Below are 20,848 nucleotides of genomic sequence, written 5' to 3' on the forward strand. Positions count from 1 at the left end.
CGCACCGAAGGACGTCATGACCACGGACACCACCGTCTCGGCAGGCACGACCGCTGGAACCGAGATCAGCCAGGCCACCGAGATCCGCCCGCCCGCCGAGATCCGCTACGCCGCCGAGCTGGCGACGCTCGACGCCTGGGACGCCGAGCGCGGGCACGAGCGGCCCCCGGGCTGGCGGCTGAGCCCGCGGGCCGTGCGGGCGTTCGTCGTGGGCTCCGAGGAGCTCGGCGTGACCCGCAAGTTCTACGGTGACGACCCGCTGGTGGACCGCGCCGTCGTCTCCCTGATGGGGCGGCAGGGCTTGATGCTGGTGGGCGAGCCCGGTACGGCCAAGTCGATGCTGTCGGAGCTGCTCTCGGCGGCGGTCTCGGGCAGCTCGACCCTGACGGTGCAGGGCACCGCGGGCACCACCGAGGACCACGTGCGGTACTCGTGGAACTACGCGCTCCTGGTCTCCGAGGGGCCGAGCGAGCGGTCGCTGGTGCCGTCGCCGATCTGCACGGGCATGCGCGAGGGGCGCGTCGTGCGCTTCGAGGAGATCACGCGCTGCGCGCCGGAGATCCAGGACACGCTCGTGTCGATCCTCTCGGAGAAGCAGCTCATGGTCCCCGAGCTCGGGCCCGACGCGCGGGTCGCTGCCCGGCCGGGCTTCACCGTGATCGCGACCGCGAACCTGAAGGACCGCGGCGTGCACGAGATGTCCGCGGCCCTCAAGCGCCGGTTCAGCTTCGAGACCGTGGCTCCGGTGCGCGACCGCGCCTTCGAGATCGAGCTGGTGCAGCGCCAGCTCGCGGCCGAGCTGGGACCGGAGGGCGACCGCCCCGAGGTGCCGCGCGACGTCCTGGAGGTGCTGGTCACCGTGTTCCAGGACCTGCGGACGGGCAGCACGCGCGAGGGCGCTCCCGTGAAGCGGCCGGAGACGGTCATGTCCACGGCCGAGGCCGTCAACGTCGCCGTGGCCGCCTCCCTGGAGGCCCGGTACCTCGGCGACGGCACGGTGACCGCGGCCGAGGTCGCCCGGCAGGTCGCGGGCGTCGCGCTCAAGGGCGAGGAGGAGGACGCGCGCCGGCTGCGGCACTACGTCGACAACGTGGTGCGCGAGCGCGCCCGCACCGACGCCCGCTGGAAGGCGTTCTTCACCGCGGCAGAGCCGCTGTGGCGGTGACGGGCGGGGCGGCTGTGGCGGTGCGTGACGACGTCGTAGGCCGGCGCGCTGATGCCGTCTGGGAGCTCGCGCCGGAACGCCTGCGCACGGCCGCTGACGCCGTCGGACGGCTGCGGGCCGAGCGCGGCATCTACTTCGCGCCCGTGCGGCACCACAGCCCGGCGTGCGCCGTGGCGGTGCGGGCGGCGATCGAGGAGCTGCGGCCGTCGGCCGTGCTCATCGAGGGCCCCGAGGAGTTCACGCGGCTCATCCCGGACCTGCTGCACGAGGCGACCCGGCCGCCGATCGCGGTGCTGAGCCTCGGCGGCTCGGGTTCCGGCTCGGGGTCTGCGGCGGGCCCTGGCGACCGCGAACCCGGGGACGGCGCCGGCTTCTACCCGCTCGCGTCCTTCTCCCCGGAGTGGGTCGCCCTGCACGCGGGGCGGGGCGTCGGCGCGGAGCTCAGGTTCATCGACCGGTCGTTCGGCGAGCGGTCGGCGGCGGAGCACGCGGTCTCGGGGCAGGGATCGGAGGAGCCTGGAAGCTTCGGGCCGAACCTCGCCGGCGAGCCGGACCCCTTCGCGCGGACCCTCATGTCCGAGCGCTACCTGGCGCACTCCGAGGCGGTCGCGACGCTCGCCCGCCGGCTCGGGTGCCGCGACCACGACGAGGTGTGGGACCACCTGTTCGAGTCCCGGCGCAGCGCCGAGCTCGCAGACTGGCGAGCCCTGTTCGACGACGTCTTCGCGTGGGCGGCGCTCGCGCGACTCGACTACGAGGAGAGCGTGCTCGCCGCCGACGGGTCCCTGGACCGCGAGGCGCGGATGTCGGCCCGGATCGCCGAAGCGGTGGCGGAAACCTCGACAGGGGCCGGCGGGCCGGTGCTCGTCGTGACCGGGGCCTTCCACACGCTCGCGCTGGTCGAGGCGCTGTCCGGCGCGCCGGAGGGCGCCCCCGTGCGCGACCGGCAGCCCGAGGGCGGCTTCGGCCCGATCGCCCAGGGCGAAGCCTGGCTGGTGCGCTACGACCACGAACGGCTCGACGGGCTGCGCGGGTACGGCGCGGGCATGCCCTCGCCCGGCTACTACGAGCGCCTGCACGCGGCGCACCTGCGGGAGCTGGCGGTCGAGTGCACCGACGGACCGGACGTCGCGGCGTCCGGTCCGGTCGGCGCCCGCGCCCTCGCCGCGGAGATCCTGGTGGACGTCGCCCGGGGCGCCGTTGACCGGGGGCATGCCGTCAGCCTGCCGCAGGTGGGCGCCGCGGCGGCGTCGGCGACCCGGCTCGCTGACCTGCGCGAACGCGCCTTCGCCGGCCGAACCGACCTGCTGGACGCGATGCGTTCGTGCTACGTGCAGGACGACGGCGGCGTCGGCGGACCGGGCGAACCGGAGCGGCCGCTGGGGCTGGCGATTGCCGAGGTGTTCGGCGGCCGGGCTCTGGGCGACCTGCCGCCCGGCAGCGCGTCGCCGCCGCTCGTGCGCGACGTGCGCGAGCGGGTGCGTGCGGTGCGGCTCGTCGTCGACGACTCGCTGCCGCGCACGGCACGCCTGGACGCGCGGCGGACGGCGTCGCACCGGGCCAAGCGCCAGGTGCTGGCGCTGCTCGACTTCGTCGGCGCGGGCTTCGGACAGCTCGTCTCGGGTCCGGACCACGTGGCGGGCCGAGGGCTCGGCCTGATCACGGAGGAGTGGCAGTACTGCTGGACGCCGCTGGTCGAGGCGCGGCTCGTGGAGATGGTGCACCTCGGCGCGACCCTGGAGGCCGTGGCGCTCGCCCGGCTGCACGAGGCGGAGGCGCGGTTGGCCGGCACCGGGACGGGCTCCATGCCCGGGGCGGCGGCCGCGTCGGTCGACGCCCTCGCGCGGCTCGTCGCGCAGGCGCTGGTGATCGGGATGGGGTCGCACCTGCCCCGGATCGTGTCCCTGCTGCGTGTCACCCTCGACACCGACCGCGACGTGGACTCCGTCGTCTCGGGTGCGCGCCGGCTGCTCGGCCTCTGGCAGGCGCGGGTCGAGCTGGGCGCCGAGGAGTACGCGGGCGAGCTGCTCGACCTCGTGAGCCAGGCGCTCGCCACCGCGGCATACCTGGTCAGCGACCTGGGCAAGGTCCGGGCCGAGGACGAGGACGCCGCGATCGGCACCCTGATCGGCCTGCGTTCCCTGCTCCGGGACGCGGCGGCAGCGGACGCAGGCGAGGCAGACGGCGCTGCGGCAGACGGCGGCGCGGACCGGGCCGACGGTGCCGTCAACCGCATCGCCGTCGAGCGCGAGCTCGCGCGCCTGCGCGACGACGAGGGCACCGCCCCCGCCGTCGCGGGTGCGCTGCTCGCCCTGGGGTTCACCGACGGCGAGGTGGCTGACGACGTCCTGGTCACCCGGGTGCGCGGCGCCCTGTCCGCGGGTGCGGACCCGGGGGCGGCCGTGCGGTTCCTGGGCGGCGTGATGCGCGCCGCGCCCGACCTGATCCTGCACACGCCGGAGATGTTCGACGCCGTGGACGACGCGCTGCGCACGCTCGACGGCGACGCGTTCCTGGCGGTGCTGCCCGACCTGCGGCGGGCCTTCACGTGGCTGCGCCCCACCGAGACGCACCGGCTGGCGAAGCGCGTGGCGGAGCGCACCGGGGCGCGGGTGGACCAGGTGGACGTGCGGGTCGCGCTGTCGGAGGAGGACCTGGCGACCGGCTTGGGCCTGGACCGGGAGCTGGTCGCGGTGCTGGAACGGGACGGGCTGGCCCACTGGGGCCCGACGACCGCAACGACGAGAGCCGTGGACGCCGCCGGCGTCGGCACGGCAGGAGGAGAAGCATGAGCGCGACCGGTCGGACGAGGTCCGATCTCGGGGTGCCCGAGGATCTTGACGCACCCGACGCGGCGCCGTCCGTCTCCGACGACGAGGCCGCCCGGCGCTGGCGCCTGGTGCTGGGCCGGTACGCGGCCGACGAGCTGCAGGTGAGCCAGCAGGACCAAGGGCTGGAGCGGTCCCTGCGATACCTGTACGACCGCGAGTACACGGCCCGCGGGCACCGCGTCGGTCGCGGCACCGGCCCGGGTGAGGGCGGCGCGCGCGGCGGTGGTGGGGGCGCAGGACTGGGCGGGTCCCAGCCGCACGGCGTGGACGTCACCGCGCTCGGCTGGCTGAGCGAGGCCGGCAGCCTGTTCCCGCGGGAGACGTTCGAGCGCATGCAGGTCGACGCCGTGAGCCGGTACGGCCTCACGGAGCTGCTGCAGGACGAGACCGCGCTCGAGACCCTCGAACCGTCGCGCGAGCTCGCCGTCGCGATGCTGCAGGTCCGGGGCGCCCTGGGCGACCAGGCCGCGGCGGGCCTGCGGCGGATCATCCGCCGGGTCGTCGACGACGTCGTGCGGCGGCTGCGGCCCCGCTTCGCCACGGCGGTCAACGGCCGCATCGACCGGTCGCGCCGGTCGATGCACCGGGTCGCGCGGAACTTCGACTGGAAGCGCACGCTGCGTGCCAACCTCGGCCGGGTCGACGCCGACGGCCGGATGACGGTCCAGGACGTCCGCTTCTCCGCCCGGGCCAAGCGCACCCTGACCTGGGACGTCATCCTGCTCGTCGACCAGTCGGGCTCGATGGCGCCGTCGCTGCTGTACTCCGCGGTGTGCGCCGGGATCCTGTCCGGGCTGCCCGGCATCAACGTGCAGCTCTACCTGTTCGACACCTCGGTGGTGGACATGTCGCACCTGGCCGCCGACCCCGTCGAGGTCCTGATGACCGCGCAGCTCGGGGGTGGCACCGACATCGCACGGGCCGTGCGGCACGCCGAGAAGCAGGTCCGCAACCCGTCGCGGACGGTGGTGGCGCTGGTCAGCGACTTCTACGAGGGCGGATCGGTGTCGAACCTGCTGACGACGGTGCGGCGCATGGCGTCCTCCGGCGTCACCATGCTCGGGCTCGCCGCCCTGGACGAGGCGGCCGAACCCGTCTACGACCAGGGCACGGCCCGGCACCTCGCGGAGTGCGGCATGGAGGTCGCCGCGCTCACGCCCGAACGGTTCGCCGAGTGGTTGGGGGAGGTGCTCTCATGAGCGACCGGAAGACCTACGCGTGGGCGGCGCCCTACGCGGGCCTGGACGACGACGCGCTCAAGGCGCTCGGCAACGCGGGCCTGCTGCGCCGGGCTCGCAAGGACTCCGTGACCGAGGTGTCGTACGACGCCAAGGGCGCGGTGCTCGACGTGTCGGGTGTCTCGGTGCGCGTGGACGGCCGCGGCCCGGCCGCGGTCGCATGCGACTGCCCGACGGCGGGCGTGTGCCAGCACGTCGTGGCCGCCTGCCTGTGGGCGACCGGGATCGCGCCCGACGTGGCGCCGGCGGGCGCCGATGCTGGCGCTGTCGTCGCGCAGTCCGTGCCCCGGGCGGCCGGATCCGGGGCAGTCCCGGATGGAGCGACTGCGGCCGGTGGGGCGACTGCTCCTGGTGTGGGGACTGGGGTTGGCGGTGAGACAACGGGCCGCGCCCCCTCCCCGGCGGTGCTCAAGCGCCGGCGGGAGGCGCTCGCGGAGGTGCGCGACGTCGTCGGGCGGCTCATGTCGGGCGGGCTGTCGCACCTCGGGATGGACGACGCCGAGTCGCTGACCGCGCTGGCCGGCCGGGTGCGGGTCGCCGGGTTCGACCAGGTCGCGCCCGAGCTGGTCGGCAACGTGCGGTTCGACGGCCTTGTCCGGATCGCCGGCGGCCTCGTCGCGGGCCTCGCCGGTCGCGACGACGCCGTCACGGAGTCCGACCTGCTCGACGCCTTCGCCGAGATCTGGGCGATGTGCGAGGTGCTGGAGCGTGCGGCGGACCCGGCCGGAACGGCCGGTGCAGCTCGTGCGACGCGCGCACCGGTGTCTGGCGCCGGGGGCGCGCCGGGTGTGACAGCCAGCGCGGCGGGTACTTCCGCACGCGGATCGGCTGCTACAGCCGGTTCGACGGGTGCTGCTGCCGCCTCTTCGGGACCTGCCACGGGCGTGCCGGTAACTGCCGCGCGCGTGTCCGGACGCGCAGTGACCGGCCGTGGGCGCGGGTCCGGAAAGGGCGCCGACGACGAGATCGACCTCCCGCGGTGGGTGCCGCTCGGGGCCCGCTGGTGGACGTCGCAGAGCGGGTCGCGTGGCCTGGCCTACCTGGGCTGGGACACCGAGACCGAGGCGGGTGCGCCTGCCACGACGGACGCCGGCCAGGTGCGGCAGGTCGTGACCGGCCGCCCGTCGGGCAGCGACCCCAGGTTCCAGCGGAGCTGGACCAGCCCGCTCCTGTGGAACAGGTCGTTGAGCACCCTGTGCGAGGGGGCGTTCGCCCTCACCCAGGTGCGGACCAAGCCCGACGGCGGCCTCGGCGCGGGCGGCACCCCGGTGCTCCAGCGGCTGGAGGGCGACGGGTTCGACCTCGAGGAGCTCCGCGTGATCGCCGAGCGCACGGGGGTGGGAGTCCAGCCGCGCGACGTCGTCGGGTTCGGACGCCGACCGGCGAACGTGCGGCTCGTGCTGGTCCGCGACGTCGGCGAGGTGGGCATCGACGAGGTGCGGCAGGAGCTGACGCTCGCCGTTGTCACCTCGGACGGCGACACGCGGCAGCTGCGCCTGCCGGCCGCGGGGGAACAGGCGGTCCAGACGCTGCTGTCGGTGCGGTCGAGGCTGGTCGCGGTGACGATCGAGCGCCGCGAGGAGCGGGACGAGCCGGTCGGTCTGTTCGTGCGCGACAAGGGCGCGATCCGCCTGGTCAGTCCCACGATCACGCCGGCCTGGTCGCTCGAGAACAGCTACTGGGACTTCTGGCGCAAGCGGATCCGCAAGCTCAAGGCCCAGGCGTCCTCGGCGAAGGCCGTCCGGCCGCCGACGGCACCGCCGCCCCCGGTACGCCGTGTCACGTTGCTGCTGGGCGACGTCCTGCTCGCGGCGGCGGCCACGGGCCGGCCGGCGCTCACGGTGCGGCAGCGGTCCGACGTCGAGCAGGCGCGCATCCTGGCGCGAGACCTCGGGCTCGCGACCCTGGAGCGGACGGCCCAGGGCCTGCTGGCCGGCGAGCTGACGCCGCCCGCGGTGCTGCACGCCGCCTTCGTCGTGGGCCGGGCCCGAGCCGTGGCGGACGTCGCGGGCTGATTCGACTGCCTGCCCCGGCCGGAGGTCCGGCCGGGGCAGGGCGCCAGCACGCGCCTGCGCGGGGCTCGTGCTCAGTGCGGGCGGTTCGGGTTGCTTCACCTCCGTTCTCCGATCGCTCGAAGCGGGCTCCCCGCGGGGTTGATCTCCTTGCCGTGCCGGTTGACCAGGGTCCAGCCGGAGTGGCGGGCGCCGTCGGGGTTCCCGGTCCAGCGCATGGTGATGCCGGTGGTGTCGACCAGGTCGTGGTGGTGCCAGCACAACAGTGCGGCGTTGCGCGCGCTGGTGTCGCCGCCGTCGGCCCAGTGGCGTTCGGCATGGTGGACCTCGCACCGCGCGGGCGGCTGGGTGCAGTCCACGTAGACGCAGTGTCTGTCGCGGGCGATCACGGCGCGGCGCATCTGCCCGGTGACGGTCCGCTGTGCCCGCCCGACGTCGAGCACCTGGCTGTCCGCCCCGAAGACCACCCGGGTCACGGCGGAGTCGCACAGCAGACGGCGCAGCGTGGCGGTCGGGACCAGCGACGCCGAGATCCCGAACCGGGCGGGTGCCGCGGTGACATCGGTCAGACCGGCTGGTTCCGCGATCGTGGGCTCGCCGGGCGAGGAAGGTTGGCCGGGAAGCTGTCCGGGGATCTTGCAGGAGAACTGGCTGGTCAGGCGCACGAGCTCCGTCCACGACACGGTCACGGTGACGTGCGGCCGCACGGCCGCGCCTGTTCCGGAGAGGCCGTTGTCGAGCACTGTGCGGGCGAGGTCGGCGAGTGCCTGGGCGCGACGCTGTGCGGGCGTCCGCTCGTCACCTTGTGTCGGCGCCCCCATCACGGAGTCCATCGCGGCCCGCAGTGCCTCACCGTGCTCGTCGGTGAGGAACCCGTTGACGTGGTAGCCCCTGAACGTCTTGGCCACGTCGAGATGTTCGCGCTCCGACGCCTGCTTGTATCCGCGCTCGTCGGACTCCGGGTCGGCGACGCGCGCAAACCGATCGACGAACCGGCGGAACACCAGCGGACCGTGCTGGTCGGCAAGGACGAGGAGCAGTTCCTCTCCGGTCGGTGACCGGTCCGGGGACTGGGCGGCGCGCTCGGGGTCCCCGACGCCGTCGGCCGCGGTGTCAGCCTCCCCGGGGTCGTCCGCGCCGGGTCGCTCGGGTGTGTCCAGCTCGTTCGTCGTCCCGTCGCCCGGCGTCCCACCAGCCTCCGTCACGCTCGCCGGCCCCGTGTCGACCGGGCTGATCAGCGCCTTGCGCCGGTCGTCCGACGTCGGGCCGACGTCGACCATCGCGCGCACCTGGTCCATCCCGAGCCGCCCGCTCAGGGCGGCGGCGAGCGTGGCCGGAAGGTGTTCGAGCAGGCGTTCGCCCGTGAGCGTCTCTCGGCCGGCAGTGCGCATGGTCACCTTTTCCCGGCGGGCGAGCCAGGTCCGGAACGTGCGCGAACCGTCGAGTGCCCACATGCCGTCCGTCTCGATGCGAGGCAGCCAGGTCATCCGGAGGATGTCGAGCTGCGAGCACACCGCGCGCAGCAGCGGCGACGCCGCGGTGAGGCGCACGCCGATCCCGGCTGCACCGCCCAGGGCAGCGCCGTCCAGCGCTGCCGGTCCGGCCGCGCCGATCAGCTCTCGTGTCACGACCTGGAGGTCCGTCAGGATCTCCTCGAGCGAGCGTGCACCTGCGGTGGTCGCGCTCGGTTGTGCCAGCACCATCGGTCCACCCCCTCGATCCGACGCTCGGCCTGGTGCCGGCGACACGATGGACGATATAGAACATCCGTACGTGCTTCTAGGCAGATTTACGATCTGTGGATAACTCATGGGCAGCCTCGGGCCGCCCGGGACCATCCCGTCGGCCGAGTGTCAGTGGCGCACGGCAGACTGGGCCCATGCACACGGTGGTCTCGCGGGACGGCTCCGGCATCGGCCTGCGGCCGGTGTCCGACACGGGCGTGCCCGAGGGAGAGCCGCGGGTCGTCGAGACGTCCGCCCTGGCCCAGGAGGTGGCTGCCGACGAGGCGGCTCACGTCCGCTGGACCTGGGACGACACCAACGGCTGGTACCCCGCCCTCCTTGCCGAGGGGGTCCGGGTCGACCGCGCGCACGACCTCCGGCTCGCGCATACGGTGCTCCGTGCCTCGGCCTTGTCGGCGCACACGGCGCTCGCCGAGGCCGGGCCGACGGCCTGGGACCGGCTCACCCCCATCCCGCCTCCGGGCGGTCCGACGGCGGCCGCGCTGGTCCGGCCCGACCGGCACCCCGGCGCCGAGGCGCTCTTCGACCTCGGCGAGAGCGCACCCGCCACCACCAGCCCGGCCGGCGCCGCAGAGGGCGACCCTGCCGACCCGCTCGACCCTGTGACGGAGCTGGCCGCCCAGCTCCTCGCGATCAAGGACAGCACCGACCCCGGACGGCTCCGGCTCCTGCTCGCGGCGGAGTCCGCGGGCGCGCTGGCCGCCGCCGAGATGCACCACGCCGGCCTCCCGTGGCGCGGCGACATCCACGACGAGATCCTCACCGACGCACTCGGCCCGCGGCCCCGGCCGGGCGTGCGGCCCGCGAAGCTCGAAGCGCTGGCCCAGCAGATCAGGGCCGCGCTGGACGCACCGCCCACGCTCAACCCCGACTCTCACCAGGACCTGCTGCGCGCCATGGAGTACGCCGGCGTGGGCTCGCGCAGCCTGCGCAAGTGGGAGCTGGAGAAGCTCGACCACCCCGTGATCGCGCCGCTCCTGGAGTACAAGAGCCTCTACCGCCTCTACACCGCGAACGGCTGGAACTGGCTCGACACCTGGGCGCCCGACGGCCGGTTCCGCATGGAGTACGTCGTGGGCGGCGTCGTCACCGGCCGCTGGGCCAGCACGGGCGGCGGCGCGCTCCAGCTCCCGCACAACGTGCGCCGCGCGGTGGTCTCCGACCCCGGCTGGACCTTCGTCGTCGCCGACGCTGCCCAGCTCGAACCGCGCGTGCTGGCCGCCCTGGCCCGCGACGAGCGCATGGCCGCCGCCGGCCGCACCAAGGACGGCGCGAGCACCGACATGTACGCCGGGATCGTCGCCACAGGGGCCGTCGACTCCCGCGAGCACGCCAAGGTGGGGATGCTCGGCGCCATGTACGGCGGCACGACCGGCGTCAGCGCCCAGGTGCTGCCGCGGCTCGCCCGGGCATTTCCGCAGGCTATTGACCTGGTCGAACGTGCGGCCCGGGCGGGGGAGCGGGGCGAGGTGGTCACCACCCGGCTCGGCCGCAGCTCGCCGCTGCCCGGCGAGTCCTGGGCCGCCGTGCAGGGCTCCGCGTTCGACGAGGACGCCGGCGCCGACGCCCAGTCCCGCGCCCGCAGCCAGACCCGGTCCTGGGGCCGGTTCACCCGGAACTTCGTGGTGCAGGGCACCGCGGCGGAGTGGGCGCTGTGCTGGATCGCGTCCATCCGTCGTCGGCTCTGGGCGCTCGGGGAGGACGCCTCCGGCGGCGTCCCCGGGCTCGCCCCGACGCCGTTCGACCGCCGGCCGCACCTGGTGTTCTTCCTGCACGATGAGATCGTGGTGCACGCCCCGGCGGCGCTCGCCGACGTCGTCGCGCAGGAGGTGCGGGACGCCGCCGACGAGGCCGGCCGCCTGCTGTTCGGGGACTTTCCCGTCGACTTCCCGCTCAGCGTCGCCGTGACCGAGAGCTACGCGGACGCCAAGGGCTGACCGCCAGTCCGCCGATCCCGGTCCAGCTCTACCGGTCCAGCTCTACCTGTCCAGCACGGCCTTGAGCGACGCCTCCAGGATGTCCACACCCCCGTGCAGGTCGTCCTCGCTGATCGTCAGCGGCGGCGCGATCCGGAAGATGCCGCCCATCCCCGGCAGCTGCACGATGTTCATGTGCAGGCCCCGGTCCAGGCAGGCCGAGGTCACCGCGTTGCCGAGCGCGTCGGCGGGGGCCTTGGTCACCTTGTCCTGGACCAGCTCCACACCCTGCAGCAGCCCGCGGCCGCGGACGTCGCCGACCACGTCGTAGGCGTCGCGCAGCGCGTGCAGCCGCCCGGTGAGCTGTTCGCCCAGGCGTGCGGCGCGCTCGACCAGGCCCTCGCGCTCGATGACGTCGAGGACCGTGAGGCCCACGGCCGCCGCCAGCGGGTCCGAGACGTGCGTCGTGTAGAAGAGGAACCCGCGGTCATAGCAGACCTGCTCGATCTCGGCGCTGGTGACGACGGCGGCCACCGGCAGCCCGGCGCCGAGCGTCTTCGACAGGGTCAGGATGTCGGGCGTGACGCCGTCGCGCTCGAACGCGTACATGGTGCCGGTGCGGCCAAGGCCGGTCTGCGCCTCGTCCAGGACGAGCAGCATCCCGCGCTCCTCGCACAGCTCCTTGAGGCGGCGCAGGTACCCGGGCGGCAGGTCGATGATCCCGCCGGACGACAGGATGGGTTCGACGACGCACGCCGCCAGGCTGCCGGCGGACTGCTGGTCCACCAGGGCGAAGCCGTACGCGAGCTCGGCCTCCCAGTCGTACGACCCGTCGGCGTGCCGGAACGGGGAGCGGTAGGCGTTCGGGGTGGGCAGGGCGAGGTTCCCCGGCGTCGGCGGGCCGTAGCCGCGCCGCCCCGCAGAGAACGTGGCGGACGCCGCGCCCTGCGTCATGCCGTGCCACGAGCGGTCGAACGAGACGATCTCGTAGCGGCCGGTGTAGAGCTTGGCCAGCTTGATCGCGGCCTCGTTGGACTCCGCGCCCGTGCTGAGCAGCAGCGCCTTGTCGAGGCCGGCGGGCAGCGTCGTGGTCAGCCGGTCGGCCAGGCCCAGCACGGGGGCGCTGAGCATGCCGCTGAACAGGTGGTCCAGCGACGCGACCGACGACGACACCGTCGCGACGATGTCCGGGTGCGCGTGCCCGAGGATCGAGCTCATCTGCCCGGACGTGAAGTCGAGGATCGGCGTGCCGTCGCTGTCGTACACGTACGAGCCGGCGGCGCGCTCGATCAGCCGCGGGCTGAAGCTCGGGCCGTAGCGGATCAGGAGGCGGTCCGCCTCGTCCTGGAACGTCATGTCGATCGCCGTCCTTCATGGTGAGCCGAAGGCCATCTTCGATCGCGCGAAAGGATCAGGACAAGCAAACAAAACCGCGTGACCGTTCGTCATCCCCGTACAGTCGCGTCATGCTCAATCCCCGACGGCTCGAGATCCTGCGGGCGGTCCTCGCGGCCGGCTCCATCAACCAGGCGGCCCGGAACCTCAGCTACTCGCCCGCGACGATCAGCCAGCACATGACCGCCCTGGCGCGCGAGACCGGGCTGGTCCTGTTCGAGAAGCAGGGTCGTGGCATCGTCGCGACCGACGACGCGCGCCACCTGGCGGACCAGGCCCAGGTGCTCCTGGCCGACTTCGGCCTCCTCGAACGGGTCGTGGCGGATCTCCGCAGCGGCCAGGGCCAGCACCTCGCCGTCGCCTGCTTCGCCTCGGCCGCCGAGCAGTGGATGCCCGCCGTCGTGCAGGGCGTCCGCGAGCTCCAGCCGAACCTCACCGTCGAGATCAGCCTGAACGAGCCCGTGGACGGGCGCGGACGACGGCGGCCGGACCTCGACGTCCGGACCGAGCCCGCCGGCGGTGCCGAGGTGCACCTCGACGGGTACCGACGGCACGAGCTCACCGTCGAGGGCTTCGTCGCCGTGCTCCCGGCCGACCACCCGCTCGCTGCCGGTACCGAAGCCGGTCCCGGGGCCGGCCCCGGCATCAGCCCCGAGATGGGACCCGACGCCGCCCCCGCGGTCAGCCTCCGGGACCTCGCCGGCGAGCCCTGGATCGACTACGACATCTACGACAGCCCGATCGGGCAGATCGTCCTGACCGCGTGCAGCGCCGCGGGCTTCACGCCGCGCTACGCCGCCCGGCTCGACGACCACCGGGCGGCGCTCCGACTGGTGCTCGCCGGGGTCGGGGTGACGGTGCTCCCGCTCCTGGCGGTCACCGACCTGCCCGACGGCCTCGTCGCCCGGCCGGTGGTGCGGCCCACGGTCGCACGACGCATCGTCGTGCACGCCCGCCACGACCGGCGCCGGGCCGCGCTCATCGCCCACGCCGTCGCGCAGCTCCAGGCCGCGGCCCGCGAGACGGGCGCCGCGGCCCGCGAGACGGACGCCGCCGCCCGCGAGCCGGCCGCCCGCGAGCCCGCCGCCGAGCCCGCCGCCGAGACCGCCGCCGTCAGCCGCCCAGCAGTCCGATCGCGGCCGTGACCACCTCGGCGGACCGGTGCGCGGCGTCGTCCACGTGGGTGCGGAACTCGGTGCCGTCGGGGGCGCACAGGTCGGAGACGGCACGCACCGACACGAAGTCCGCGCCGAAGTTGTGGCAGAGCTGCGCCAGCGCGGCCGACTCCATGTCGACGGCGAGCACGTCGGGGAAGTCGGAGCGGAGCTGCTGCGCCAGGTCGGTGGTCACGAACTTCTCGCCGGACCCGATGCTGCCCTCGCGCAGCACCTGGTCGTCGACCGTGGTCGCGGCACGGCGCACGGCGTCGGCGAGCGCGGGGGCGGCGTCGTATGCCTCGGGCATGCCCGGCACCTGGCCGAGCACGTAGCCGAAGGCGCGGGCGTCGGCGTCCGCGTTCACGAGGCGGGCGCCCAGCACGACGTCGCCCACGGCGACGTCCTTTGCGAGGCCGCCGGCGCTGCCCGCGCTGATCAGGGGCACACCCGTGCCGTACCGGAGGATCGTGCCCGTGCCCGCGGCCGTCGTGTTGACGAAGCCGATGCCGGTACGCACGAGGACGACGGGCCGGCCGGCCAGCGTGATCGTGCGCTGCTCGGCGAGGCCGACCCGCTCGGGCTCCCCGACGTCGGATGCGAGGGAGAGGAACGGCGCCGCCTCGTCGTCCATCGCGACGAGCACGACGGCGACGGGGGCGACGGCACCAGGGACAGCGGCGACAGGCCCGTCGCTCACCGGTTGGCCCCGCCGTTCTGCTCCGGCGACACCGGCGAGCCCTGCAGCGGCGTCCCCGGCAGCGGAGTTCCAGGCAGCGGCGAACCCTCCCGCTGCAGGCCAGCCTCGGCGTCGCGCGCGGCAGCCTCGCGGGCCGCGGCGTCACGGGCGGCGGCGTCGGCGGCCGAGGCCTCGCCCGGCGCGCCCTTCGCGTAGACCTCCGACCACACGCCGCGCGCGGACAGGAAGGCGGACGCCGCCTCCTGCGCGCCGCTCAGGGTGTGGTTCGCGCCCCAGCCGCACTGCACCTCGTTCGCGGCCGGCACCTCGGAGGCGGCGACGATGTCGCGCAGGGTCGCGTCGATGAGGGCGAGCACGTCGTCGTACTCGGGTTCGCCCTGCAGCATCAGGTAGAAGCCGGTCTGGCAGCCCATGGGGGAGAAGTCCAGGACGGCGTCGGAGTGGTTGCGCGAGTGCTCCGCGAACAGGTGCTCCAGGGAGTGCACCGTCGGCATCTCCAGGTGCGCGACGTTGGGCTGGGTGAAGCGCACGTCGTACTTGACGATGACGTCGCCGTGCGGGAGCTGCTTGCGGTCCGCGAGGCGCACGTAGGGCGCGGCGACGGCGCGGTGGTCGAGGTTGAAGGACTCGACGTTCATACGGGGCGCTGGGGAGGATGCTGACTCGGTCACCGTCCGAGCCTATGCCGTCAGCGGCGCGGGCACATGCGACCTCGCGTGCTCCACGGCGGCGGGCAGATCGGTGAACAGGTGGCTCTCGTGCGCCAGCATCCGGTTCAGGCCCACCGCCTCCAGGAGCTTGCGGTGCTGCGGCTGGATCCCCTTGACCAGCACGGTCACGTCGCGCTGCTCGAGCTCCAGCACGAGATCGGCCAGGGCCCGCGCGCCGGTGGCGTCCACGAGCTGCAGGTGGGAGAGCCACAGGATCACGACGTCGACGGGTTCGCGCAGACAGGGCTCGTCCTCAGGTCCGCCCGCCCCGCCCGGCCCGGCGCGCTCGCCGTGCGTGATCGCCGTGACCTCGCTCAGTATCCGGTCGGACGCGCCGAAGAACATGGCGCCCTCCAGCCGGAACAGCGCGATGCGCTCGTCACCTTCGTGCGCGACGCCGGGCAGGGGCTCGCGGTGCACCGCCGCGGCGCCCGCCACGGCCTTCAGCGCGAAGAACGCGGCGACGAGCAGGCCGATCTGGACGGCGTCGATGAGGTCGAAGGCCACGGTGATCACGGCGGTGACCACGAACGTGAGCGCGTCGGGCCAGGTGGAGGTGAGCACCGACCGGATGGTCGAGGCGCCGATCATGCGGAACGAGGTGACCATGAGCACCCCGGCGAGCGCGGCCAGCGGGATGTGCCCCACGGGCCCGGTGGCCAGGTAGATGACGGCGAGGATCACGAGCGCGTGCACGACGGCGGCCAGGCGGGTGCGCGCCCCGGAGCGCACGTTGACCGCCGTCCGCGCGATGGCGCCCGTTGCGGGGATGCCGCCGAACACGCCGCTGGCCAGCGACGCGAACCCCTGCCCGACGAGCTCCCGGTCGGGGTGGTAGGTCGTCGTCCGGCCCTGGGCGCCGCTCATCGTGGCCGCCACGCGGGCGGACAGCAGCGACTCGATCGCGGCCAGCGCCGCCACGGCGACGGCCGCGCCCACGAGGTCGCGGACGGCGTCCGGGGTCGCGTCGGGCAGCACGGGGACCGGCAGGGAGCTGGGCAGCTCACCGATGCGCGGCACGGGGGCGTCGAAGATTCCCGCCAGGAGCGTCACCAGGGCCACGGCGACCAGCGACGCGGGCAGGGCGCTGGCCACGCGCGGCAGCAGGAGCATGACGGCGGCGACCACGGCCACGACCCCGAGCGTCCACACCCAGGTGGGCAGTCCGCCGTCGGCCGGGCTGCCCGACCCGAGCGCGGTACCGACCGACCGCACCGCCGTGACCAGGGTGTTGTGCCCGGTCTCGGCGGCGATGCCGACGGCGGCCGGCACCTGCTGCAGAAAGATGATCGCGGCGATGCCGAGCGTGAAGCCCTCGACGACGGGCCACGGGATGTAGGTGACCACACGGCCCAGCCGGAGCAGCCCGCACACGAGCACGAGCGCGCCCGCGAGCAGGGTCACCAGCGCGACGGAGCCGACGCCGTGCTGCGCGACGATCGGCGCCAGGACCACGGCCATGGCCCCGGTGGGGCCGCTGACCTGGAGGTTCGACCCGCCGAAGACGGCGGCGACGATGCCGGCCACGACCGCCGTCACGAGCCCGGCGGCCGGCCCGACGCCGGAGCTCACGCCGAACGCGAGCGCGAGCGGCAGGGCGACGACGCCCACCGTGATGCCGGCCAGCAGATCGGAGCGCAACGTGCGCGGCCGCAGGTCGTAGTCGGCGCGCGACGGCATGAGATCGCGGATGTCGACGCGCTCGCGGACGGCAGCGGTCAGCCTGGCGCGCATGGTCAATGGACCGCCAAGGCGGTGCTCGACGGTATCCCCCATAAGTGAAGGACCGTAGCAAGGTCACGGCCCGTCCGCTCGGTGAGCGGCACGATAAACGCCCAGGTCAGAGCGCGTTTCCGGCGTAACGGGGCGCACCGGTCATCCTGCGGCCGTCGATTGCCTGTCCGGCCGCCCGGCCCTGTTCCGGAGCCCGTACTACGCTGCACCGCGTGAGCAGCAGCGACGCCCCCGCCCCCGACGCACCTCCCACGCTGGCGCAGGTGGTCGCCGCCCTCGACGGCCTCTACCCGCCGTCGACGGCCGAGGGCTGGGACGCCGTCGGCCTCGTGGTCGGCGACCCGGCCGCCCCGGTCCGTAAGGTGCTGTTCGCGGTGGACCCGGTGTCCGCCGTCGTCGACCAGGCCCTCGACTGGGGCGCCGACCTGCTCGTCACCCACCACCCGCTGTTCCTGCGCGGCGTCAGCTCCGTGGCCGCCACCACCTTCAAGGGGTCGGTCGTGCACCGGCTGCTCACCGGCGGCTGCGCCCTGCACGTGGCGCACACCAACGCCGACGCAGCCCCGCGCGGGGTCGCCGACGCCCTCGCCGACCTGGTCGGCATCACCGACCGGCGACCGCTCGAGGTGAGCGGCGCCCCCGGTACCGACGGCAGCGAGGGGACCGCCGCCGCCCGCGGCATCGGCCGCGTCGGCCGCCTCGCCGAGCCCACCACCCTCGCCGGCTTCGCGCGCCGCGTCGCTGCCGCGCTGCCCGCCACCGGCCAGGGCATCCGCTTCTCCGGCGACCCGGACGCCCCGGTGACCACGGCCGCCGTCCTCGGCGGGTCCGGCGACGGCTACTTCGACGCCGTCCGCGCGGCCGCCGCCGACGTCTACGTCACCTCCGACCTGCGCCACCACCCGGCCTCCGAGCTGCGCGAACGCGCCGAGTTCGAGTCTCGCGCGGCCGGCGCCCCCGGACCGGCGGGCACCCCCTTCCTCGTGGACACCGCCCACTACGCCAGCGAGTGGCCCTGGCTGCGCTACGCCGTCGAGGACCTCGGCGCGGCGCTCGCGGCCGACGGCCTCGCGGTCGAGGCACGCGTCAGCGAGCTGGTCACCGACCCCTGGACGGGCCAGATCCCGTCCCGCTGAGCACCCCGTCCGGGTGCGCCCGGGACGTCGGGCGCGGGGTAGCGTTGGACCACCCCCAGATCACGACCGAGAGGACGCCTCCCGTGGCTACTGCACCACCCGAAGACCAGCGCAGGCTGCTGGAGGTCCAGGCGCTCGACACCCGCGCTCAGCAGCTCGCGCACACGCGCAAGAGCCTTCCCGCGCTCACGCAGCTGACCGAGCTCGACGGCCGCATCGCCGACCTGCGCGCCTCGCTCGTCGAGTCGCGGACCCGGGTGGCCGACCTGAAGCGCGAGCTCACCAAGGCGGAGAGCGACGTCGAGCAGGTGCGCAACCGCGCAGCGCGCGACCAGCAGCGGCTCGACACGGGCAGCGTGACCGCCAAGGACGCCGTCGCGCTCACCGACGAGCTCCGCTCGCTCGCCGCCCGCCAGGCCGCGCTGGAGGAGGTCGAGCTCGACGTCATGGAGCGCCTCGAGGCGCACGAGGACGCGCTGGCCAAGGTCGAGGCCGCGAACGACGAGCTCGTCGCCGAGAAGACGAAGGTCGAGGGCGAGCGCGACGCGGGCTGGGCCGACGTCGACGCGCAGGTCGCGGCGCTCGCGGCCAGCCGCGCGTCCACGATCGAGGGCCTCGACGCGGGCCTGGTGGCGCTGTACGAGAAGCTCCGCGCGCAGCTCGGCGGCACGGGCGCGGCTGTGCTGAACGGCAACCGCTGCGACGGCTGCCGCATGGACCTGCCGCCGGTCGACCTGGACAAGATCCGCAGCGCGGCGCCCGACGCCGTGGTGCGCTGCGAGGAGTGCGGTCGCATCCTGGTGCGCGTCGCGTCGACGACGGGCGCAGCCGCCGGATGAGCTGCTGGACGAGCTGCTGCACGACCCACCGGATGAATCAAGCATGAGCGAGGCGCCCGGCCTCGACACGCACGTGCGTCCCTCGGGCATCCCCACGCGGTTCGACGACGCCGTCCCGCTCACCGTGGTGCTCGTGCGGCACGGCGTGACCCCGCTGACGGAGGCCGGCGTCTACTCCGGCTCGGACGCGCCCGGCCCGTCGCTGAGCGCCCGCGGTCGGCTCCAGGCCGCCCAGGCGGCGGACGCCGTGTTCCGCATCGGGCGGGCGCCGCGGGCCGGGGCGGCCTCGTCGGGCGGGATGCGCGGCGGCGGCCTCTGGCCGGACCTGCCGCGTCCGACTGCGCTCGTCGCCTCCCCGACGGTGCGCACCCAGGAGACGGCGTCCGCCGTCGGACGTCGCCTCGGGCTGCACGTCAGCACCGACGACCGGTTCGCGGAGAGCCGGTTCGGGCAGTGGGACGGGCGTACCGCCGCAGAGATCGAGCAGGGCTGGCCGGGCGAGCTGGCCCAGTGGCACTCGACCGGCACCTTCGTGCCGCCGGGCGGCGAGTCCTACGCGCAGGTCGGCGCCCGCGTCTGGGACGGCCTCACCGAGCTGCTAGCGGGCGGCGTGGACCGCACGGTCGTGGTGGTGGGGCACGCGGGGCAGATCCGTACCGCCGTCGGGCAGGCGCTGGGGGCGCCGGCCTCGTACTGGGCGCGGCTGCGCGTGCCGCCCGCGTCGCTGTCGGTGCTGCGCCTGTGGGAGGACGGCACCACCGAGGTGACCGCCGTCGGGGTGCCTACGGACGGCTGAGCTACGGACTGCTGAGCTACGGACGGCTGATCTACCGACGGTTGAGCGCGCCCCGCGCGAACGCCGGGGCGAGCGGCACCAGCGCCAGCACGAGGACGGCGGGCAGGGCGAACCCGAGGCGCAGGTTGTCGGCGCCCACGAAGCCGGTGAGCACCGCCCCGAGCAGCGCGCCGACGTAGTTGAACTGGTTGAACCGCGCGATGACGGCGTCGGTACGGGCGCGGTCGGGCTCGGGTGCCGGGCCGTCTGCCGGAGCGCCCGCCGTGCCGCCGTCCGCCGCGCTGCTCGCCGAACCCGCCGCGCTCGCCGAACCAGTGCTGCCCGCCGAACCCGCCGCGATGCGGCCCGCGGCCGAGAAGCTGAGCGGCGCCACCAGGGCGACCGCCGCGCCGAGCACCGTGAACCCGGCGACGGCGACCTGCCAGGTCGGCGCGAGCGCCACCAGCGTCAGCGCCCCGCAGGCGACGACCGACCCGATCCGGAGCAGCGGGACGACGCCGAAGCGGGTCACGAGCTGTCCGCCGGCGAGCCGCACGATGATCGACGTCACCAGGTAGGGGAAGGTCGCCAGGGCCACGAGGTTGCCGGGCGCGTCGAAGGAGCGCGCGAGGTAGACGGGGCCCCAGGTCGAGGCAGTGGTGTCGACCATGTAGAACACGACCAGCCCGGCGCCCACGAGCCAGATGGGCCTCCACGGGATCGGGGCGGCGTCCGGCGCCGGGACCGGGTTCAGGCTCTGCGTGCCGCTGCCGGTCGGCACGAGGCCGGGCGCGACGTCGACCCCGTGGGCGCCGTCCGCCCCGGCCGCGACGCGCGGGACGAACCGCGCGAACGCGATCGCCGCGGGGACCACCGCGACGAACGCGCCGACGGCGGGGGAGAGGTGTCCCGTGGCCAGGGCGATCGCGGCGGCGATGATGCCGCCCGTGGTCCAGTAGCCGTGCGACGACGGCAGGATGGGGCGGCCGTACCGGTGCTCCAGGTCGACGGCCTGCATGTTGGAGGTAGCGTCGACCAGGCCGAGCGCGATCCCGTAGAGGGCGACCCCGCCGACGAAGAAGCCGACGGCCGGCGCCAGGGTGATCGCCGGGACCGCGACGACCATCAGCCCGAGCCCGAGCCGGAGCATCGGCGCGCTGCCGACGCGGTGCGCGGCCCGCTCGGCGACCAGCGACCCGACGCCTGCGAGCAGCACCATCATGAGCAGCAGCAGCGAGAGCGCCACCTCGTCCAGCCCCCACCGGTCCAGGAACCGCGGCAGCCGGGTGGTGAGGCTGATGAAGACAAAGCCCTGCGCGAAGAACGCCGCGGCCACTGCGATCCTGGCGCCCGCCAGGCTGCTGATCCTCATGACCGCACATCCAACCGGTCGGTAGGCATCAGCGCCAGGCCTGTGGCCCAGCCGTTACCCGCCCGCCGCCCGACCCACCCTTCCCTTTGAGGCCCGGGTTTCTTCGCTTTCACCCGCTCGAAAGCG

The 20,848-nt window shown here is 74.6% G+C and carries 14 protein-coding genes and 1 pseudogene; 9 read left to right on the forward strand and 6 right to left on the reverse strand.

Features of this window, described 5'->3' with window-relative positions; all coding sequences use genetic code 11:
* The first annotated feature begins 16 nt into the window (after positions 1-16).
* From ACFWEJ_RS01380 to ACFWEJ_RS01395, 4 genes are read left to right on the forward strand one after another with little or no spacing between them, the layout of a single operon-like run.
* Positions 17-1,165, forward strand: a complete 1,149-nt coding sequence (locus tag ACFWEJ_RS01380; RefSeq protein WP_377227406.1) for an AAA family ATPase — start codon at positions 17-19, stop codon at positions 1,163-1,165.
* Positions 1,166-1,185: 20 nt separating this feature from the next.
* A complete protein-coding gene (locus ACFWEJ_RS01385) occupies positions 1,186-3,957 on the forward strand; it encodes a DUF5682 family protein (protein WP_377227407.1) in 2,772 nt (923 codons plus the stop codon).
* The gene (locus ACFWEJ_RS01390; protein WP_377227408.1) at positions 3,954-5,195 is read left to right on the forward strand and encodes a VWA domain-containing protein; all 1,242 of its coding nucleotides are present in this window, start codon (positions 3,954-3,956) and stop codon (positions 5,193-5,195) included. The genes ACFWEJ_RS01385 and ACFWEJ_RS01390 overlap by 4 nt, the downstream gene beginning before the upstream one ends.
* Complete coding sequence (locus ACFWEJ_RS01395) at positions 5,192-7,249, forward strand: hypothetical protein (protein WP_377227409.1); 2,058 nt, start codon at positions 5,192-5,194, stop codon at positions 7,247-7,249. Before ACFWEJ_RS01390 ends, ACFWEJ_RS01395 begins: the two co-directional genes overlap by 4 nt.
* A gap of 95 nt (positions 7,250-7,344) precedes the next feature.
* Here ACFWEJ_RS01395 and ACFWEJ_RS01400 read toward each other — a convergent pair whose 3' ends face one another.
* A complete protein-coding gene (locus tag ACFWEJ_RS01400) occupies positions 7,345-8,949 on the reverse strand; it encodes a DUF222 domain-containing protein (RefSeq protein ID WP_377227410.1) in 1,605 nt (534 codons plus the stop codon).
* A 176-nt stretch (positions 8,950-9,125) separates the two neighbouring features.
* On the opposite strand from ACFWEJ_RS01400, the gene ACFWEJ_RS01405 reads away from it, so the two are divergent.
* Positions 9,126-10,928: a bifunctional 3'-5' exonuclease/DNA polymerase gene (locus ACFWEJ_RS01405; RefSeq protein ID WP_377227411.1), complete on the forward strand. Its 1,803-nt coding sequence runs from the start codon at positions 9,126-9,128 to the stop codon at positions 10,926-10,928.
* A 42-nt stretch (positions 10,929-10,970) separates the two neighbouring features.
* On the opposite strand, the gene ACFWEJ_RS01410 is transcribed toward ACFWEJ_RS01405, so the two are convergent.
* Complete coding sequence (locus ACFWEJ_RS01410) at positions 10,971-12,263, reverse strand: aspartate aminotransferase family protein (protein WP_377227412.1); 1,293 nt, start codon at positions 12,261-12,263, stop codon at positions 10,971-10,973.
* A gap of 110 nt (positions 12,264-12,373) precedes the next feature.
* Here ACFWEJ_RS01410 and ACFWEJ_RS01415 point away from each other — a divergent pair, with 110 nt between their 5' ends.
* Positions 12,374-13,447: a LysR family transcriptional regulator gene (locus ACFWEJ_RS01415; protein WP_377227413.1), complete on the forward strand. Its 1,074-nt coding sequence runs from the start codon at positions 12,374-12,376 to the stop codon at positions 13,445-13,447.
* Here ACFWEJ_RS01415 and mtnN read toward each other — a convergent pair.
* The 3 genes and pseudogenes from mtnN to ACFWEJ_RS01430 all read right to left on the reverse strand — a co-directional run bounded on the left by mtnN (position 13,416) and on the right by ACFWEJ_RS01430 (position 16,600).
* A complete protein-coding gene (gene mtnN / locus ACFWEJ_RS01420; protein WP_377227414.1) occupies positions 13,416-14,156 on the reverse strand; it encodes a 5'-methylthioadenosine/S-adenosylhomocysteine nucleosidase in 741 nt (246 codons plus the stop codon). The two genes, ACFWEJ_RS01415 and mtnN, sit on opposite strands and share 32 nt — an antisense overlap.
* Before the next feature lie 188 nt (positions 14,157-14,344).
* Positions 14,345-14,794 (reverse strand): annotated as a pseudogene (locus tag ACFWEJ_RS01425) (S-ribosylhomocysteine lyase); the annotation flags it as partial.
* Between the two features lie 42 nt (positions 14,795-14,836).
* Positions 14,837-16,600, reverse strand: a complete 1,764-nt coding sequence (locus tag ACFWEJ_RS01430) for a SulP family inorganic anion transporter (protein WP_377227415.1) — start codon at positions 16,598-16,600, stop codon at positions 14,837-14,839.
* 212 nt (positions 16,601-16,812) lie between these two features.
* On the opposite strand from ACFWEJ_RS01430, the gene ACFWEJ_RS01435 reads away from it, so the two are divergent.
* The 3 genes from ACFWEJ_RS01435 to ACFWEJ_RS01445 all read left to right on the forward strand — a co-directional run bounded on the left by ACFWEJ_RS01435 (position 16,813) and on the right by ACFWEJ_RS01445 (position 19,371).
* On the forward strand, positions 16,813-17,736 hold the full coding sequence (locus ACFWEJ_RS01435; protein WP_377227416.1) for a Nif3-like dinuclear metal center hexameric protein: 924 nt from the start codon (positions 16,813-16,815) through the stop codon (positions 17,734-17,736).
* 83 nt (positions 17,737-17,819) lie between these two features.
* Positions 17,820-18,575 (forward strand): zinc ribbon domain-containing protein, encoded by a 756-nt coding sequence (locus ACFWEJ_RS01440; protein ID WP_377227417.1) that lies wholly within the window; start codon positions 17,820-17,822, stop codon positions 18,573-18,575.
* A gap of 43 nt (positions 18,576-18,618) precedes the next feature.
* Positions 18,619-19,371: a histidine phosphatase family protein gene (locus ACFWEJ_RS01445; RefSeq protein ID WP_377227418.1), complete on the forward strand. Its 753-nt coding sequence runs from the start codon at positions 18,619-18,621 to the stop codon at positions 19,369-19,371.
* 31 nt (positions 19,372-19,402) lie between these two features.
* On the opposite strand, the gene ACFWEJ_RS01450 is transcribed toward ACFWEJ_RS01445, so the two are convergent.
* The gene (locus ACFWEJ_RS01450) at positions 19,403-20,722 is read right to left on the reverse strand and encodes an MFS transporter (RefSeq protein WP_377227419.1); all 1,320 of its coding nucleotides are present in this window, start codon (positions 20,720-20,722) and stop codon (positions 19,403-19,405) included.
* Positions 20,723-20,848 lie beyond the last annotated feature (126 nt).

The organism is Promicromonospora sp. NPDC060204 (assembly GCF_042728455.1).
GTDB lineage: Bacteria > Actinomycetota > Actinomycetes > Actinomycetales > Cellulomonadaceae > Promicromonospora.

Bases quoted from the DNA above. Each gene is read 5' to 3' on its own strand.
- ACFWEJ_RS01430 (WP_377227415.1), bottom strand. From the start codon at position 16,600: ATGCGCGCCAGGCTGACCGCTGCCGTCCGCGAGCGCGTCGACATCCGC.
- ACFWEJ_RS01395 (WP_377227409.1), top strand. From the start codon at position 5,192: ATGAGCGACCGGAAGACCTACGCGTGGGCGGCGCCCTACGCGGGCCTG.
- ACFWEJ_RS01405 (WP_377227411.1), top strand. From the start codon at position 9,126: ATGCACACGGTGGTCTCGCGGGACGGCTCCGGCATCGGCCTGCGGCCG.
- ACFWEJ_RS01445 (WP_377227418.1), top strand. From the start codon at position 18,619: ATGAGCGAGGCGCCCGGCCTCGACACGCACGTGCGTCCCTCGGGCATC.
- ACFWEJ_RS01400 (WP_377227410.1), bottom strand. From the start codon at position 8,949: ATGGTGCTGGCACAACCGAGCGCGACCACCGCAGGTGCACGCTCGCTC.
- ACFWEJ_RS01415 (WP_377227413.1), top strand. From the start codon at position 12,374: ATGCTCAATCCCCGACGGCTCGAGATCCTGCGGGCGGTCCTCGCGGCC.
- ACFWEJ_RS01410 (WP_377227412.1), bottom strand. From the start codon at position 12,263: ATGACGTTCCAGGACGAGGCGGACCGCCTCCTGATCCGCTACGGCCCG.
- ACFWEJ_RS01390 (WP_377227408.1), top strand. From the start codon at position 3,954: ATGAGCGCGACCGGTCGGACGAGGTCCGATCTCGGGGTGCCCGAGGAT.
- ACFWEJ_RS01380 (WP_377227406.1), top strand. From the start codon at position 17: ATGACCACGGACACCACCGTCTCGGCAGGCACGACCGCTGGAACCGAG.
- ACFWEJ_RS01450 (WP_377227419.1), bottom strand. From the start codon at position 20,722: ATGAGGATCAGCAGCCTGGCGGGCGCCAGGATCGCAGTGGCCGCGGCG.